Below are 16,520 nucleotides of genomic sequence, written 5' to 3' on the forward strand. Positions count from 1 at the left end.
CGCGCGCCGGAGGCCGCGATCCTGTAGGGCTCCAGCCGATTTGTGTCAGGCTATTGCCTTGTCAGGAGGGGGGCTTTTCTTTACCATTTGGCGAATTTTTCGCGGCCCGATTTTACGTAGTAAATGCCTGCTTCCAAGCAGGTCATAAGAAGCTGATGGGAGACGACTGAATGAGCAATGACGGCGTGAATGCTGGCCGGCGTCGCTTCCTCGTAGCCGCCACTTCGGTGGTAGGTGCTGCAGGAGCGGTGGGTGCCGCGGTCCCGTTCGTGGGATCGTGGTTCCCGAGTGCCAAGGCCAAGGCTGCCGGTGCACCGGTGAGAGTGAATGTCAGCAAAATCGAGCCGGGACAGCAGATGGTCGCCGAGTGGCGGGGTCAGCCGGTATTTATCGTGCGTCGCACCGAGGAGGTGCTCGGCAATCTGGAGAAGCTGACTCCTCAGGTGGCCGACCCTGAGTCCAAGGCGTCGGTGCAGCCGACATATGTCGATCCGAAGAACCGTGCGATCAAGCCGGAACTGCTGGTGGTCGTCGGACTTTGCACCCATCTGGGGTGCGCGCCGTCCTTCCGTCCTGAAGTGGCAGCGGCTGACCTCGGTGCTGATTGGCTGGGCGGCTACTTCTGTCCTTGCCATGGCTCCAAGTACGACATGGCTGGACGTGTTTACAAGGCGCAGCCCGCTCCGTTGAACCTGCCGGTGCCCCCGCACACGTACGAAACCGATAATGTCATCATTATCGGCGTGGACCAGGAGAAAGCCTGATGAGCAAGTTCATGGAATGGGTCGATGCCCGCTTCCCCGCGACGAAAATGTGGGAAGACCATCTGTCCAAGTATTACGCGCCGAAGAACTTCAACTTCTTCTACTTCTTTGGTTCGCTGGCTCTGTTGGTTCTGGTCAACCAGATACTGACCGGTGTCTGGCTGACGATGAGCTTCGAGCCTTCGGCCGAAGGCGCCTTCGCGTCCGTCGAGTACATCATGCGCGACGTGGAGTACGGCTGGATCATCCGCTACCTGCACTCCACCGGCGCTTCGGCGTTCTTTGTGGTGGTGTATCTGCATATGTTCCGTGGTCTGCTCTACGGTTCGTACCAGAAGCCGCGCGAGCTGGTGTGGATCTTCGGCATGATGATTTACCTGGCGCTGATGGCCGAAGCCTTCATGGGTTATCTGCTGCCTTGGGGGCAGATGTCCTACTGGGGTGCCCAGGTGATCATTTCGCTGTTCGGTGCCATTCCGGTCATCGGCGACGATCTGACTCAGTGGATCCGTGGTGACTATCTGATCTCCGGCATCACGCTGAACCGTTTCTTTGCACTGCACGTGATTGCTCTGCCGATCGTGATTCTCGGGCTGGTCGTGCTGCACATCCTGGCGCTGCACGAAGTCGGTTCGAACAACCCGCTGGGCGTCGACATCAAGAAGACCAAGGACGAAAACGGCGTACCGCTGGACGGTATTCCGTTCCATCCGTATTACACCGTCAAAGACATCGTCGGTGTGGTGGTGTTCCTGTTCGTTTTCTGCGCCATCGTGTTCTTCTTCCCTGAAATGGGTGGCTATTTCCTCGAGAAGCCGAACTTCGAGGTGGCTAACGCATTTAAGACACCTGCGCACATTGCACCAGTTTGGTACTTCACTCCGTTCTACGCGATTCTGCGCGCGGTTCCGGACAAGCTGTTGGGCGTAGTGGCGATGGGGGCTTCGATTGCGGTGCTGTTCGTGCTGCCGTGGCTCGATCGCAGCCCGGTCAAGTCCATGAAGTACAAGGGTTGGATGAGCAAGATCGCGCTGCTGGCCTTCTGCATCGCCTTCGTGATCCTGGGTGTTCTGGGTGTTCTCGCGCCTACTCCGGAGCGCACGTTGCTGGCTCGGATCTGTACTGTTATTTACTTCGGATACTTCGTTCTGATGCCGTTCTACACCCGGCTCGAGAAGACCAAAGTGGTTCCGCAAAGGGTGGATGGCTGATGAAAAAGCAATTTGCTGCATTGATTCTCGCGATTCTGCCGGTCTTTGCGTTCGCGGCCGGCACCGAGCCTCACCTGGACAAGGTCGAGATCGATCTGACCGATAAGGCCGCGATGCAGGATGGTCTGAAGACGTTCGCCAACTACTGCATGGGCTGCCATGGAACGCAGTATCAGCGTTATGAGCGTGTCGCTACCGATCTCGGAATTCCGGAAGACATCATGATGAAGAATGTCGTCTTCACTGGCGCCAAGTTCGGTGATCATATGAAGACCGGCATGAAGGCCGAAGACGCCAAGGTCTGGTTCGGTGCTCCGCCGCCGGATCTGACGCTGGTTGCGCGCGTTCGTGGCAATGACTGGGTGTATACCTACATGCGCAGCTTCTATGAAGACCCGGCCCGCCCATACGGGGTCAACAACACGGTGTTCCCGAACGTCGGTATGCCGCACGTGCTGGCACCGCTGCAGGGCCGCCGCGTAATGGGTTGCAAGCAGGTGCAGGTCGTTGAGGACGGACGCAAGCAGTTCGATCCGCTGACCGGCACGCCGATCACTCAGGAAGCTTGCGATCAGATGATTGTGGAGCCGGGTACTGGCACCCTGAGCGAGGCGGAGTACGACGAGAAGATCAAGAATCTGGTGACCTTCCTGGCTTACTCGGCCAACCCGGTCAAGCTGGAAAGTCAGCGCATCGGCACCTACGTGCTGCTGTTCCTGGCATTCTTCTTCGTGTTCGCCTACCTGCTCAAACGCGAGTACTGGAAAGACGTTCACTAAGTACTCTGCTGTTCAAGCTGCACCTCACGCGCGCCCAATGGGCGCGCGTGTTTTTTCTGCTTTCGGATAACCGCATGAGGAAGGACCTATGGCTGCAGCCAACCGCTTGGCCTGCTATTCCGATCCTGCCGATCATTACTCTCATCGAGTGCGCCTTGCGCTTGCGGAGAAGGGCGTCGCTGTCGAGGTCATTGATGTTCAGGCGGGGCAGTGCCCGGCGAGGCTGGCCGAGCTGAACCCCTACGCTGGCGTACCAACGCTGGTTGACCGTGATCTGGTGCTGTATGAGCCAGGGGTCATCCTTGAATATCTAGAGGAGCGTTATCCGCACCCGCCGCTGCTGCCGGTCTATCCGGTGGCGCGCGCCCACACGCGGTTGCTGGTGCATCGTATCCAGCGGGACTGGTGTTCGTTGGTTGACCGCATCCTGGATCGGCGTACCCGTGAAGAGGCGCGCACGCAGGCGCGCAAGGAGCTCAGGGAAAGCCTGAGCGGTGTTTCGCCGGTTTTCGCGGAGAAGCCGTACTTCATGAGCGATGAGATGAGCGTTGTCGATTGCTGCTTGTTGCCGATTCTCTGGAGATTGCCGGTGCTCGGAGTTGAGCTGCCGCGAGCGTCCCGACCGTTGCTTGACTACATGGAGCGCAACTTCGCCCGCGAGGCTTTCCAGGCTAGTGTTTCATCCATTGAGCGCACTATGCGTTGAAGGAGGCTTTCACATGAATTCGAGTCGCCCTTATCTGGTCCGAGCGCTTTACGAATGGATTGTTGATAACGATTGCACGCCCCATCTGTTGGTCGATGCCGAATACCGCGGGGTGCAGATTCCGGCCGGTTTTGCCAACGACGGTCAGATCGTGCTGAATGTGGCGCCGAGTGCGGTGCGCAATCTGCAAATGGACAATGAGGCGGTAAGCTTCGAGGGGCGCTTCGGTGGTGTATCGCATTCCTTGTACATTCCCGCTGGTGCGGTGATGGCCATCTACGCGCGCGAGAACGGACAAGGTATGGTCTTTGAGATTGAGCCGACATCCCCGGACGATTCGCCTGCTGATGGGGGCGGCGCGGTGGATGGCGAGGGCGGCCAGCGTCCGGCGGGTCGGCCGAGTCTGAAGGTTGTTAAGTAAGGGCGGCGGAATCGGCGGAATCGGGGGCGAGGTTGGCTAAGCGCGCCGAAAGGCGGGAGCTGCTGAGGTGCTTGCGGTTTCTCTCGCACTCCGGAAAGCGACCGTTTCGTTTCTGCTCACGTGGCAGCCGAGGTGCTTTCCGCAGCTCGGCCACCTGCTGACTGATCGTTAATCGATGTATTCGAAGAGCTTGACGATGCGTTGCACGCCGCCGACACCTTGCACCACGCTGGTGGCGCGATTGCCTTCCTGGCGGGTCACCAGGCCCAGCAGATAGACGATTCCGTTTTCGGTGATCACCTTGATGCGCGAGCCCGGAACGCTGTTGTCGGCGAGCATCTGAGCCTTGATCTTGGTTGTCAGCCAAGTGTCGTTGCTTCGCGCCAGGGCCGATGACGGTTGCAGTACCTGCAGCTCGTTATGGACGCGCTTTACGCGCTGCACGGAGCTAGCCGCCTGCTCGGCCATCTGCTTGAGATCGCTGCGCGGCGTTTGCCCGGCCAGCAGAACGACGCCGTTGTAGCTGGCGACGACAATATGCGACCCCTGGTCAAGATCGACGTGGGCCTTGGCGATATTGACCGCCGCCTTGGTTTCGATCAGCGAGTCGTCGATGGTGCTGCCGATAGTGCGAGTGCCGCGATTGTCTGCAATCGGCTCTTCGCGCGTGGCGTTCAATACCGAACTGCAGCCTGTAGCGAGCAGGCACAGGCCGAGGAATGCAGGCAGGCGCAGCGCTTTCATTCTTCACTCCCAAACAGCTGATTGTCGATCAGATCGCACAGGCAATGAATGGCCAGCAAATGGACCTCTTGGATGCGCGCGGTAACGTTGGCCGGTACCCGGATTTCGACATCTTCCGGAAGCAGCAGCGAAGCCATACCACCGCCGTCTCGTCCGGTAAGGGCCACCACAAGCATCTCCCGGTCATGCGCGGCCTGGATGGCCTGGATCACATTCGCGGAGTTACCGCTGGTGGAAATCGCCAGCAGAATATCGCCCGGTTGGCCCAGCGCGCGTATCTGCTTGGAGAAAACCTCGTTGTAGCTGTAATCGTTGGCGATAGAAGTCAGCGTCGAGCTATCAGTCGTCAGCGCGATGGCGGGCAGACTCGGGCGTTCACGCTCGAAGCGGTTCAGTAGTTCAGAGGAAAAATGCTGGGCATCGCCGGCCGATCCACCATTGCCGCAGGTGAGAATCTTGCCCTCGCTGAGCAGCGCGTTAACCATCGCCTGTCCGGCTTGCTCGATGCTGGGCGCGAGGACGCCCATCGCTTGCTGTTTGGTGTCGATGCTGGCCTGAAAAAGCTGCCGAATACGGGTTTGCATATCCATCGATGGATGACCTTCAATGATGGGCAAGCCAGGGGAGGCTTGCTGTAAGCGTGCTCGAATGCCGCGCTGTGGTGAGCGTTCAGCTGTCAAAGGCGTTGCGGATCCAGTGCTGATCCATGATCGGCCCGCCGGCATCCAGTGCGATGACGTCGAAGCGGCAGGGGTACTTAGCCCAGCGAGCCTCTTGCTGCAGAAACAGTTCGGCGGCTCTGATCAGCTTTTGCTGTTTTCGGCTATCGACGCTGGCGGCAGCGCCACCCCAGGCCGCGTGGCGTCGGTAGCGAACCTCGACGAATACTACTGTATCGCCGTCCAGCATGACCAGATCGAGCTCTCCGCTGCGGCAGCTCCAATTCTGTGCCAGCAGACGCAGCCCCTGGCGGACGAGATAATCGTGCGCCAGGGTCTCGGTGCTGCGCCCCCGCGCCAGGTGTTCGCTCATGGCAAAGGATTGAGTGGCAGGCGTTCGACTTGACCGTCGCGAAATTGCGCCCAAGGCAGCTGACGTTCGATGCGTTGCTGCGGATTGAGACTCAGTGTGCCAGACAGTCCGTCCAGCTGCGTATTCGGCAGCGCCAGCAGCTGATTCAGTCGCGGGGCGAGCAGGTAGGCATCGGCGCCCATTGCGTACAGGCGTCCCAGGCTGCCCGCGGCCTGCGGCCACTGTCGCTCGATCTGTTGGCGCAGCGGGAGCTGTGGATCGAGTAGCCACGGTGTTTCAGCGAAGCGGATGCCGTCGAGATCGAGATACTGGGTACGGTTCTGATTTGCCGCGTGCAGGTGTGATGTGGCGTAAACCGGGATGTCGCCGGCGTACTGGAAGATCAGCGTCGGGCGGACCTGCTGGGCTTGCTGCGGAGTGGCCGCAAGGAAGATGAAGTCGACATCCTGGCGACGTGTGGGCTGACTGCTCACATCCTTGCCGAGCGTGTTCTGCATGCTCTGCGCGCGCGATTCGCTGTTGCGCAGCTGGAGCAGTGCGGCAATTTGGTTGGCCAGTTCCACTGGCTCTGCCAGCGGTTCGGCGGCGACCAGCGTACCGCCGGCATCCTCCCAGCTCTGACGGAAGGCTGCGAGGATGCGCGCACCCCATTCGCCGCGTGGCGCCAAGGCTATGGCGCGGCGATGGCCGTCCGCCCATGCGCGCCGGGCTACTTCGCGCGCTTCGTCTTCGGCTGCCAGGCCGAACTGGAACAGTTGTGGCGGTGTGTTCTGTCCTGCGTCGCTATAATTGAGCGCCAGCGTTGTGATCGGCAGACGCTCGCGCTCGCTTAGCTGGCGTACCAGATCTTTTTCCAGTGGGCCGATGATGAGCTGGACACCATCTGCTTGCGCCTGCTGATAGACCTCGTCCAACGAGGAAATACGCGAGCTGTCGTAGAGTTCGATCCGCAAGTCGGCTGCGCCTGCCTGCTGGGCCTGCAAGTGCGCAGCAAGAAAGCCGTCGCGCAACGCCTGCGCCACGGACGCCAGCTGGCCCTGCATCGGCAGCAGGAGGGCGACGTGCGTAAGCGGCTGATCGGCGAGCTGGCGCAGCTGCTCGAGCGCCGCCGGCAGCTGTTTGGCGGCGGGGTGTTGAGGGTGCTGCGCAACCCAGCTGTCGATCGCACGTTGCTGCTGCGTGAGGGTGCCGGCCTGTTTCACCGCTGATGCGAGGGATAGCCAACCGTCGAGATCGGTATCGCCACCAGCACCTTGGCTTTCCCCGGCCGGTAGTGCGGAAAGGAGGGTCCAGATCGCCTCATGGTTCTCCTTTGCTGCGGTGCCGCTGAGCAGCGGGGCGGTGAAGATACGCTCACGTGCGGCGGCCAGCGTCTGCCCGTTGGCTTCCAGCATCCGTGCGCGAGCCGTCTGGCTGCGAATTTGCTGGTCGACCGGCAGCTCACCGAGGCGCTCGAAAGCCGGATGCGCCAGTGCTTGCTGAGCCTGTTGTGGTTGCCCCTCGCTCAGTGCGATTTCGGCCAAAAGGGTGCTGGCAAAGATCTGTTGGGCGGGCTTCAGGTTGTCCAGTGGCACCTGTTCGAGAATGCCTCGGGCCCGTGCTGTCTCGCCCTTGGCGAGGCTCTGATCGGCCGCTGCCAGGCGCAACTCGGCGGCTTTCGCAGGATCGCTCTGATCGGCCTGCTGCAACAATTGCTGCGTCGTGGCCTGCGGTGTGCGCGGCAGCTCACCCAGCGTGGATGAGGGGGAACTGGCGCAGGCCGTGAGTAGTGCAACGAGGCCGAGAATCAGCAGCGGGCGTAGGCGAGCCATCATGTAATCGTTCCTGAAGGCAATGGCGAAATGCGCGGATTGTACCCAAGCACCGGCGCGGTCGCGATGTTGCGGCAGGCAATAGGGCTACAATGCTTGCTTTTGTGATGAGGTAAGCCCTGTGACTGCCACCGTCGCTGCGAATTCCGGTGCGGGTACGCTCTATGTGGTCGCTACGCCCATCGGCAACCTGGAAGACATCAGTGCGCGGGCGCTGCGAGTGTTGCGCGAGGTCGCGCTGATCGCCGCCGAGGATACTCGCCACTCGGCGCGTCTGATGTCCTATTTCGGGATCGCCACGCCCTTGGCGGCGTGCCATGAGCATAACGAGCGCGACGAGGGCGGACGTTTTCTTGAGCGTTTGCAGGCGGGCGACGATATCGCGCTGATTTCGGATGCCGGTACGCCGCTGATCTCGGACCCTGGCTATCACCTAGTGCGGCAAGCACGTGCGGCTGGTATTCGCGTGGTGCCGGTGCCGGGGGCGTGTGCGTTGATTGCGGCGCTGTCGGCGGCCGGGCTTCCCTCAGATCGCTTCATTTTCGAAGGATTTCTGCCGGCCAAGGCTGCCGGTCGCAGAGCGCGGCTGGAGTTGTTGAGGGAGGAACCGCGCACGCTGATCTTCTATGAGGCGCCGCATCGGATTTTGGAATGTGTGGAGGATCTCGAGGCGATCTTTGGCGCCGATCGGTCCGCCGTTCTCTGTCGTGAGCTGACCAAGACGTTCGAGACGCTAAAGGGGCTGCCGCTCGGGCAGTTGCGCACCTGGATCGCGAGCGATAGCAACCAGCAGCGTGGCGAATGCGTGCTGCTGGTAGCCGGTTGGCAAGCGCCGGAGGACCACCAGGCCATCAGTGCCGAGGTGCTACGTGTGCTCGACTTGCTATTGGGGGAGCTTCCGCTCAAGCGGGCTGCGGCGATAGCCGCCGAGATCACTGGCGTACGCAAGAATCTGCTCTACCAGCTCGCACTTGAGCGCAAGGCTTGAGGTGGTCGCGGCACTGGATTGCGCGACCGCTGCGCATCGGTCTGCCTTGCAGCGCTCTGCGCGCGACGGTACTCTGGCGGCCGGAGAGTCGATCGGACAGTCGCTGTCTCTTTTTGTTCCGGCAAAAGGGGAGGGAGGAAAGTCCGGGCTCCATAGGGCGAAGTGCCAGGTAACGCCTGGGAGGCGCGAGCCTACGGAAAGTGCCACAGAAAATAACCGCCTAAGCGCTTCGGCGCCGGTAAGGGTGAAAAGGTGCGGTAAGAGCGCACCGCACGGCTGGCAACAGTCCGTGGCTAGGTAAACCCCACTTGGAGCAAGACCAAATAGGGATCCATTGGCGTGGCCCGCGCTGGATCCGGGTAGGTTGCTAGAGGCAGTCAGCGATGGCTGTCGTAGAGGAATGGCTGTCCTCGACAGAACCCGGCTTACAGATCGACTCTCCGATTTTCCTGCGCTCCAACAACTCCCCAATTATTCCGAAAGATTATTGCTCTTAACAAAGTACTTTAACTTTGTCGGGTAATTCGTTCTGTCGTATCCCTTTTGCTATTCAGAATCCGTCCTTTTATTCCGCCTGTCTCGCTTAGCGACGCTAAATAACCGCGCCATAAGGGTTTTTCCCGTCGGGCTCGCCTTGACGGTGGGGGGCGGGCATTTCTATAGTGCGCCCAAGTGGTAGGAAGTGGCACGAAGTGGGTTTATATGGGCATGGATAGCTAATTCAGGGGAAGCGCAGCCGTGTTTCGCGGAGCCAACGCCATCAGTCTCGACGCCAAAGGCCGGCTAGTTATGCCCAGTCGGTATCGTGACGAGCTGAATTCGCGTGGCGAAGGCCAGTTGATCGTCACGATCGACGCGGTTGACCGCTGCCTGTGCATCTATCCGTTGCCCGAATGGGAGTTGATCGAGGCGAAGCTGCGTGAGCTGCCCTCGCTGCGCGAAGAAACCCGTCGGCTGCAACGTCTGCTCATCGGTAACGCTGTGGACGTGGAAATGGATGGCAGCGGCCGCGTGCTGGTGCCGCCGCGCCTGCGCGAGTACGCCCGGCTCGATAAGCACGCGATGCTGGTTGGGCAGCTGAACAAGTTTCAACTGTGGAACGAGGACGACTGGAACGCGATTTCCGACGCGGATCTGGCGGCCATCAAGCAACCCGGCGGTCTGCCGGAAGAACTACGTGACCTAATCCTGTGAGCCAGATCAGCGAGCTGCGACATATCACCGTGTTGCTCGACGAAGCCGTCGCGGCGCTGGCCGTGCGGCCGGACGGTCGCTATCTGGACGGTACCTTCGGGCGCGGTGGGCACAGCCGGCTGCTGCTCGAACAGCTTGGCCCGCAGGGGCGGTTGCTGGGGTTCGACAAGGACCCGCTAGCGATCGCTACGGGGCAAGCACTGGCGGCCGAAGACGGCCGCTTTGTCGTTGTGCAGCGAAGCTTTGCAGAGCTCGGTGACGAAGTGGTGCAGCGCGGCTGGACCGGTACGCTGAGCGGTATCCTGCTGGATTTGGGGGTTTCCTCACCGCAGCTGGACGATCCGGCGCGCGGCTTCAGTTTCCTCAATGACGGCCCGCTGGACATGCGCATGGACCCGTCGCGAGGCGTCAGCGCGGCCGAGTGGATCGCCCAGGCAAACGAAGACGATATCGCCCGGGTTTTCAAGGATTACGGCGAAGAGCGCTTCGCCAAGCGCATGGCGCGTGCCGTGGTGCAGCGGCGCGCGGAAAAGCCGTTCGAGCGCACGGCTGATCTGGCCAAGGTCCTGACTGACGCCAATCCCGCCTGGGAGAAAGGCAAGAATCCGGCGACCCGTGCGTTTCAAGGGCTGCGCATCTATATCAACAACGAGCTGGGTGACCTTGAGGCGGGGCTGGATGCTGCCCTCGAAGCGCTCGAGGTCGGTGGCCGGCTGGTGGTGATCAGCTTCCATTCGCTGGAAGATCGCATCGTCAAGCAGTTCATGCGGCGTCACGCCAAGGGCGAGGCGGACCAGTTGCCGCGAGGCCTGCCGGTCATGCCGAAACCTTTCGAACCGCGCTTGAAACTGATCGGCAAGGCACAGTTTGCCTCCGAAGCCGAAGTCCGTGCGAATCCCCGTTCGCGCAGCGCCGTCATGCGCGTCGCGGAGAAAGCGCGATGAGCCGCCGGCTTTCCGCCATGCCGCGTGGCAGCTTGCTCATGCTGGTTCTGTTCGTCTGCGTGCTGCTGTCTGCTATTGCGGTTGCTTACAGCGCGCACTGGAATCGCCAGCTGCTCAACGAGATGTACGCCCAGCTGAGCGTGCGCGATAAAGCGCAGGCCGAGTGGGGGCGACTGATTTTGGAGCAGAGCACCTGGACCGCTCACAGCCGTATCGAGGCGCTGGCTACCGAGCAATTGAAGATGCACATCCCCGCGGCGGCGGACGTGCAGCTGGTGGCGCCATGAAACTCGACGGCGCGCTGTATCCCTGGCGGTTTCGTATCGTCCTGGCCCTGCTCGCGCTGCTGGTCGGCGTGATCGCTTGGCGTATCGTCGATCTGCAGGTGATGGACCAGGCGTTCCTGCAGGGCCAGGGTGACGCGCGCAGCGTGCGGCATATTCCTATTCCGGCGCATCGTGGGCTGATCACCGACCGCAATGGCGAGCCTTTGGCCGTCAGTACCCCCGTCACGACCCTGTGGGGCAATCCCAAGGAGCTCCAGGCTGCGCGCGCGCGCTGGCCGGAACTGGCCGCCGCGCTGCGGCAGGATCCCACCGCCTTGAGCGAGCGCCTGCAGCAGCTGGCGACGCGCGAATTCACCTACCTGGTACGCGGCCTGACGCCTGAGCAGGGCCAGGCCGTGCTCGACCTGAAAATTCCCGGCGTTTATGCGCAGGAAGAGTTCCGCCGCTTCTATCCGGCCGGCGAAGTGGCCGCACATCTGGTGGGTTTCACCGACATCGACGATCGCGGCCGCGAGGGCATGGAGCTGGCCTACGACGAGTGGCTGGCGGGCGTGCCGGGCAAGCGGCAGGTGCTCAAGGACCGTCGCGGGCGTCTGATCAAGGATGTGCAGGTCGTCCAGAACGCCAAGCCGGGCAAGGCGATGGCCCTGTCGATCGATCTGCGTCTGCAATATCTGGCTCACAGTGAGCTGCGCAATGTCGTGCAGGAATACGGCGCAAAGGCCGCCAGCCTGGTGATGGTCGACGTCCAGACCGGCGAAATCCTCGCGATGGCCAACCAACCGACCTACAACCCCAACAACCGTCGCAATCTGCAGCCGGCGGCAATGCGTAACCGCGCGATGATCGACGTGTTCGAGCCCGGCTCGACCGTCAAGCCGTTCAGCATCGCGGCCGCGCTGGGAACCGGCAAATACCAGCCCGATTCGGTGGTCAACACCCTGCCGGGCTGGATGCGCATCGGTCGCTACACCATTCGCGACGTCTCGCGTGGCGGCATGCTCACGCTGACCGGCATTCTGATGAAGTCGAGCAACGTCGGCATCAGCAAGATCGCCCTGGATATCGGTGCCGAACCGGTCTACACGGTGATGCAGCAGGCCGGTTTCGGCCAGGACACCGGCCTGGGCTTTCCTGGCGAGCGCGTTGGCAACCTGCCCAATCATCGCAAGTGGCGCGATGCCGAAACCGCCTCGCTGGCCTACGGCTATGGCCTTTCCGTAACCGCGGTGCAGCTCGCGCATGCCTACGCCGTGCTCGGCAACGAAGGCGTCAACGTGCCGCTGTCGCTGCTGCGCCTGGACCGGACGCAGGAAGGCGTACAGGTCATCGACAAGCAAATTTCCAGCACCGTGTTGAAGATGCTGCAGGCCGTCGTCGAGGAAGAAGGCGGCGGCGGCGCGCGCGCGCAGGTGCCGGGTTACCACGTCGGCGGCAAGAGTGGCACCGCGAAGAAGATCTCCGGCACCGGTGGCTACACCAAGGACGCCTACCGCTCGTTCTTCGCCGGCGTCGCGCCGCTGTCCAACCCGCGCATCGCCGCCGTGGTGGTGGTCGACGAGCCGAGCAAGGGGCAGTACTACGGTGGCCTGGTAGCCGCGCCGGTGTTCGGCAAGGTGATGGCGCGGGCGCTGCGCCTGATGAACGTGGCTCCGGACAATCTGCCGCCGCCGGCGCCGGTCCAGACCGCCGAGGCGACCATGAGCAAGGGAGGGCGTGGCTGATGCCGATGCCATTGAATCAACTGCTGCCCCAGGCCGACAGTTCCGTGCTGATCCGCGAGCTGACCCTCGATAGCCGCAAGGTGCTGCCGGGCGACCTGTTCCTCGCCGTTCCCGGTCTGCAGCACGACGGTCGCAGCCATATCGCCGACGCCATTGCACGTGGCGCGGCGGCCGTTGCCTATGAAGCCGAAGGCGCTACGCTGCAGCCGGCCGGCGATGCGGTGCTGGTGCCGGTTCGCCAGCTCGCCAGCCAGCTGTCGGCAATCGCCGGCCGCTTCTATGGCGAGCCGAGCCGCAGCCTGCATCTGCTCGGAGTGACCGGCACCAACGGTAAAACCAGTGTCAGCCAACTGGTCGCGCAGGCGCTGGATCGTCTCGGCGAGCGCTGCGGCATCATCGGTACGCTGGGCAACGGCTTTCATGGCGAGCTCGAGCAGGGCTACCACACCACGCCGGACGCCATCGGCGTGCAGGCGACGCTGGCCAGCCTGAAGCAGCACGAAGCGCGCGCGGTGGCGATGGAAGTCTCCTCGCACGGGCTGGAGCAGGGCCGCGTGGCCGCGCTGGCGTTCGACGTGGCGGTATTCACCAATCTGTCGCGCGACCATCTGGATTACCACGGCAGCATGGAAGCCTATGCGGCGGCCAAGGCGCGCCTGTTCGATATCCCGGGGCTGCGCTGCCGCGTGATCAATCTGGACGACGCCTTCGGCCGTCGCCTGGCTGCGCAGCCGCAAGAGTCGCGCCTGATCACCTACAGCCTGGAGGACGCCTCGGCGGATCTGTACTGCCCCGAGCCGCAGCTGGACGACGACGGCATTCATGCGCGACTGATCACGCCGCAGGGCGAGCGCTCGCTGCGCAGTCCGCTGCTGGGGCGCTTCAACGTCAGCAACGTGCTGGCAGCCGTCGGCGCGCTGTTGGGCATGGACTGGCCGCTGGATGAAATTCTCGCCGTGCTGCCGGAGCTGCACGGCCCGGCCGGTCGCATGCAGCGCCTGGGCGGCGGCGACCTGCCGCTGGTGGTGGTCGATTACGCCCATACGCCCGATGCGCTGGAAAAGGTGCTTACCGCCCTGCGTCCGCATGCACGCGGACAACTGGTTTGCCTGTTCGGCTGCGGTGGCGAGCGCGACCGCGGTAAGCGTGCGCTGATGGCGCAGGTCGCCGAACGGCTGGCCGATCGGGTGGTGGCGACCGACGACAATCCGCGCAACGAGCCGGCCGAGCAAATTCTGGAAGACATTCGTCAGGGCTTCGCCCAGCCGGAGCGGGTCCAGTTCCGCCCGGGACGTGGCGCTGCGATCGCCGCGGCGATTGCCGCCGCGCAGCCGGAGGATGTGGTGCTGCTGGCCGGCAAGGGGCACGAGGACTATCAGGAAATCTGCGGCGTGCGTCAGCCGTTCTCCGACCTGGATGAAGCTCGCAAGGCCCTGGCCGCCTGGGAGAAGCATGATGCGTGACGCCATGCGCCTGAGCGCGCTGACTCTTCCGCTCTCGGGCCGGCTGGTCGGTGCCGATGCTGTCTTTGCTGCGGTTAGCACCGACAGCCGCGCCATCGAGCCGGGGCAGCTGTTCGTTGCCCTCAGCGGTGCGCGTTTCGACGGCCATGCCTATCTCGCCGAGGTGGCGGTCAAAGGCGCAGTCGCGGCACTGGTCGAGCGCGAGATAGCGGACGTGTCGCTGCCGCAGCTGGTAGTGGCAGATACCCGTCTGGCGCTTGGACGGCTCGGCGCGCTGAGCCGCGACGGCTTCGATGGTCCGGTGGCCGCGATTACCGGCTCCAGCGGCAAGACCAGCGTCAAGGAAATGCTTGCCAGCATTCTACGCGCCGCCTTCGGCGAAGATGCCGTGCTGGCGACCCGTGGCAATCTCAACAACGATCTCGGTGCGCCATTGACGCTTCTTGAGCTCGGCCCTCGGCATCGCGCGGCGGTCATCGAGCTGGGCGCGTCCCGCCTGGGCGAGATCGCCTATACCGTCGGTCTGGTTCGTCCGCAGGTAAGCCTGATCACCAACGCCGGCACTGCTCACGTCGGCGAATTTGGCGGCCCCGACAAGATCGTCGAAGCCAAGGGCGAAATCCTCGACGGCCTGGCGGCTGACGGCATCGCGGTACTCAATCGTGACGACAAGGCATATCCGCGCTGGGCCGCACGCGCTGCCGGCAAGCGCATCGTCAGCTTTGGGCTGCAGAGCCCGCTGGCCGATTTTCATGCCGGATCGATCGCCTTCGATGTGCGCGGTTGCGCCAATTTCGTCCTCACCGGCCCGCGCGCAGCCGTCCGGGTTCAGCTCAACCTGCTCGGTCGGCATAGCGTCGCCAATGCCCTGGCTGCCGCCGCTGCGGCGCATGCGCTGGGTGTCGCACCGCAGGCCATCGTCGAAGGCTTGCAGAACCTGCAGCCGGTCAAAGGGCGCGGCGTCGCACAGATGCTCGGCAACGGCGCGCGCCTGATCGACGACAGCTACAACGCCAACCCGGCTTCCATCTGCGCGGCGATCGACGTCCTCAGCGGATTCGCCGGGCGTACCGTTCTCGTCCTTGGCGACATGGGCGAGCTGGGCGAATGGGCCGAACAGGCGCACCGCGACGTGGGCGCCTATGCGCGCGGCAAGGTCGATGTGCTCTATGCAGTCGGTCCGCTGATGGCGCGTGCAGTAGCTGCATTCGGCGCCGGAGCCCGGCATTTCGCCGATCAGGCGAGCCTGATCGAGACGCTGCGTAGCGAGCAGGGCAACACCACCATTCTGGTCAAGGGCTCGCGCAGCGCGGCGATGGACAAGGTTGTCGCCGCCCTGAGCGATGTCGTCATGGAGAAACACTGATGCTGCTGCTGCTCGCCGAGTACCTGCAACAGTTCCACAAGGGCTTCGCGGTCTTCCAGTACCTGACCCTGCGCGGGATTCTTGGTGTGCTCACCGCACTGGTGCTGTCGCTGTGGATGGGCCCCTGGCTGATCCGCACCCTGCAGCTGCGCCAGATCGGCCAGGCGGTGCGGACCGACGGCCCGCAGTCGCACCTGTCGAAGTCCGGCACGCCGACGATGGGCGGCGCGCTGATTCTCAGCGCCATCACCATCAGCACGCTGCTCTGGGCCGATCTGTCCAATCGCTACGTCTGGGTTGTGCTGGCGGTGACGCTGCTGTTCGGCGCCATCGGCTGGGTCGACGACTACCGCAAGGTGATCGAGAAGAACTCGCGTGGCCTGCCGAGCCGCTGGAAGTATTTCTGGCAGTCGGTGTTCGGCCTCGGCGCCGCGGTCTTCCTCTATATGACCGCGCAGACGCCGGTGGAAACCACGCTGATCCTGCCGCTGTTGAAGAACATCGAGATTCCGCTGGGCATCGGCTTCATCGTGCTGACCTACTTTGTGATCGTCGGCTCGAGCAACGCGGTGAACCTCACCGACGGCCTCGATGGCCTGGCGATCATGCCGACGGTCATGGTCGGTGGCGGTCTGGGCATCTTCTGCTATCTGTCGGGAAACATGAATTTCGCCGAGTACCTGCTGATCCCCTATGTGCCGGGGGCTGGTGAGCTGATCGTGTTTTGCGGTGCGCTGACCGGTGCCGGCCTGGGCTTCCTCTGGTTCAACACCTATCCGGCCCAGGTCTTCATGGGCGACGTCGGCGCACTGGCGCTGGGCGCCGCGCTGGGCACCATCGCCGTCATCGTTCGCCAGGAAGTAGTGCTGTTCATCATGGGCGGCGTGTTCGTGATGGAAACCCTGTCGGTGATGATCCAGGTCGCCAGCTTCAAGCTGACCGGCAAGCGCGTGTTCCGCATGGCTCCGATCCACCACCATTTCGAACTCAAGGGCTGGCCCGAACCCCGAGTGATCGTGCGCTTCTGGATCATCACGGTGATCCTGGTGCTCGTCGGCCTGGCCACATTGAAACTGAGGTAATAGA

The 16,520-nt window shown here is 62.8% G+C and carries 17 protein-coding genes and 1 other RNA gene; 14 read left to right on the top strand and 4 right to left on the bottom strand.

Annotated elements, in window-relative coordinates; all coding sequences use genetic code 11:
* Positions 1–170: 170 nt before the first annotated feature.
* The 5 genes from petA (at position 171) to AC0ZJQ_RS04410 (ending at position 3,881) form a co-directional block, all read left to right on the top strand.
* A complete protein-coding gene (gene petA / locus AC0ZJQ_RS04390) occupies positions 171–764 on the top strand; it encodes a ubiquinol-cytochrome c reductase iron-sulfur subunit (RefSeq protein ID WP_009867979.1) in 594 nt (197 codons plus the stop codon).
* A complete protein-coding gene (locus AC0ZJQ_RS04395; RefSeq protein WP_102827572.1) occupies positions 764–1,975 on the top strand; it encodes a cytochrome b in 1,212 nt (403 codons plus the stop codon). Before petA ends, AC0ZJQ_RS04395 begins: the two co-directional genes overlap by 1 nt.
* On the top strand, positions 1,975–2,754 hold the full coding sequence (locus AC0ZJQ_RS04400) for a cytochrome c1 (RefSeq protein WP_009867976.1): 780 nt from the start codon (positions 1,975–1,977) through the stop codon (positions 2,752–2,754). Before AC0ZJQ_RS04395 ends, AC0ZJQ_RS04400 begins: the two co-directional genes overlap by 1 nt.
* A gap of 88 nt (positions 2,755–2,842) precedes the next feature.
* A complete protein-coding gene (locus tag AC0ZJQ_RS04405) occupies positions 2,843–3,460 on the top strand; it encodes a glutathione S-transferase N-terminal domain-containing protein (protein ID WP_009867974.1) in 618 nt (205 codons plus the stop codon).
* Positions 3,461–3,473: 13 nt separating this feature from the next.
* A complete protein-coding gene (locus AC0ZJQ_RS04410; protein WP_102827570.1) occupies positions 3,474–3,881 on the top strand; it encodes a ClpXP protease specificity-enhancing factor in 408 nt (135 codons plus the stop codon).
* A gap of 168 nt (positions 3,882–4,049) precedes the next feature.
* On the opposite strand, the gene AC0ZJQ_RS04415 is transcribed toward AC0ZJQ_RS04410, so the two are convergent.
* From AC0ZJQ_RS04415 to AC0ZJQ_RS04430, 4 genes are all read right to left on the bottom strand, one after another.
* Positions 4,050–4,625 (bottom strand): BON domain-containing protein, encoded by a 576-nt coding sequence (locus AC0ZJQ_RS04415; RefSeq protein ID WP_009867970.1) that lies wholly within the window; start codon positions 4,623–4,625, stop codon positions 4,050–4,052.
* Positions 4,622–5,215 carry a phosphoheptose isomerase gene (locus AC0ZJQ_RS04420; protein WP_037019933.1) on the bottom strand — a complete coding sequence of 198 codons (594 nt, stop codon included), beginning with the start codon at positions 5,213–5,215 and terminating at the stop codon, positions 4,622–4,624. The genes AC0ZJQ_RS04415 and AC0ZJQ_RS04420 overlap by 4 nt, the downstream gene beginning before the upstream one ends.
* Before the next feature lie 79 nt (positions 5,216–5,294).
* Positions 5,295–5,657, bottom strand: coding sequence for a YraN family protein (locus tag AC0ZJQ_RS04425; protein ID WP_009867966.1), 363 nt, complete (start codon positions 5,655–5,657; stop codon positions 5,295–5,297).
* Positions 5,654–7,471, bottom strand: a complete 1,818-nt coding sequence (locus AC0ZJQ_RS04430) for a penicillin-binding protein activator (RefSeq protein WP_009867964.1) — start codon at positions 7,469–7,471, stop codon at positions 5,654–5,656. Before AC0ZJQ_RS04430 ends, AC0ZJQ_RS04425 begins: the two co-directional genes overlap by 4 nt.
* Before the next feature lie 118 nt (positions 7,472–7,589).
* Between AC0ZJQ_RS04430 and rsmI the strand changes: the two genes are divergently transcribed.
* The 9 genes from rsmI (at position 7,590) to mraY (ending at position 16,516) form a co-directional block, all read left to right on the top strand.
* Positions 7,590–8,456, top strand: coding sequence for a 16S rRNA (cytidine(1402)-2'-O)-methyltransferase (rsmI, locus tag AC0ZJQ_RS04435; protein ID WP_476477369.1), 867 nt, complete (start codon positions 7,590–7,592; stop codon positions 8,454–8,456).
* An 84-nt stretch (positions 8,457–8,540) separates the two neighbouring features.
* An RNA gene (gene rnpB / locus AC0ZJQ_RS04440) (RNase P RNA component class A) lies at positions 8,541–8,900 on the top strand.
* A 294-nt stretch (positions 8,901–9,194) separates the two neighbouring features.
* Complete coding sequence (gene mraZ / locus AC0ZJQ_RS04445; protein ID WP_009867961.1) at positions 9,195–9,650, top strand: division/cell wall cluster transcriptional repressor MraZ; 456 nt, start codon at positions 9,195–9,197, stop codon at positions 9,648–9,650.
* Positions 9,647–10,594 carry a 16S rRNA (cytosine(1402)-N(4))-methyltransferase RsmH gene (rsmH, locus tag AC0ZJQ_RS04450; RefSeq protein ID WP_476477370.1) on the top strand — a complete coding sequence of 316 codons (948 nt, stop codon included), beginning with the start codon at positions 9,647–9,649 and terminating at the stop codon, positions 10,592–10,594. The genes mraZ and rsmH overlap by 4 nt, the downstream gene beginning before the upstream one ends.
* Positions 10,591–10,881 carry a cell division protein FtsL gene (ftsL, locus tag AC0ZJQ_RS04455; protein ID WP_009867959.1) on the top strand — a complete coding sequence of 97 codons (291 nt, stop codon included), beginning with the start codon at positions 10,591–10,593 and terminating at the stop codon, positions 10,879–10,881. The genes rsmH and ftsL overlap by 4 nt, the downstream gene beginning before the upstream one ends.
* Positions 10,878–12,605, top strand: coding sequence for a peptidoglycan D,D-transpeptidase FtsI family protein (locus tag AC0ZJQ_RS04460; protein ID WP_165593968.1), 1,728 nt, complete (start codon positions 10,878–10,880; stop codon positions 12,603–12,605). Before ftsL ends, AC0ZJQ_RS04460 begins: the two co-directional genes overlap by 4 nt.
* The gene (locus AC0ZJQ_RS04465; RefSeq protein ID WP_167136084.1) at positions 12,605–14,068 is read left to right on the top strand and encodes a UDP-N-acetylmuramoyl-L-alanyl-D-glutamate--2,6-diaminopimelate ligase; all 1,464 of its coding nucleotides are present in this window, start codon (positions 12,605–12,607) and stop codon (positions 14,066–14,068) included. The genes AC0ZJQ_RS04460 and AC0ZJQ_RS04465 overlap by 1 nt, the downstream gene beginning before the upstream one ends.
* Complete coding sequence (locus AC0ZJQ_RS04470; protein ID WP_165593966.1) at positions 14,061–15,434, top strand: UDP-N-acetylmuramoyl-tripeptide--D-alanyl-D-alanine ligase; 1,374 nt, start codon at positions 14,061–14,063, stop codon at positions 15,432–15,434. The genes AC0ZJQ_RS04465 and AC0ZJQ_RS04470 overlap by 8 nt, the downstream gene beginning before the upstream one ends.
* Positions 15,434–16,516 carry a phospho-N-acetylmuramoyl-pentapeptide-transferase gene (mraY, locus tag AC0ZJQ_RS04475; protein ID WP_165593965.1) on the top strand — a complete coding sequence of 361 codons (1,083 nt, stop codon included), beginning with the start codon at positions 15,434–15,436 and terminating at the stop codon, positions 16,514–16,516. Before AC0ZJQ_RS04470 ends, mraY begins: the two co-directional genes overlap by 1 nt.
* Positions 16,517–16,520 lie beyond the last annotated feature (4 nt).

Source organism: Stutzerimonas sp. 21-1, assembly GCF_056336065.1.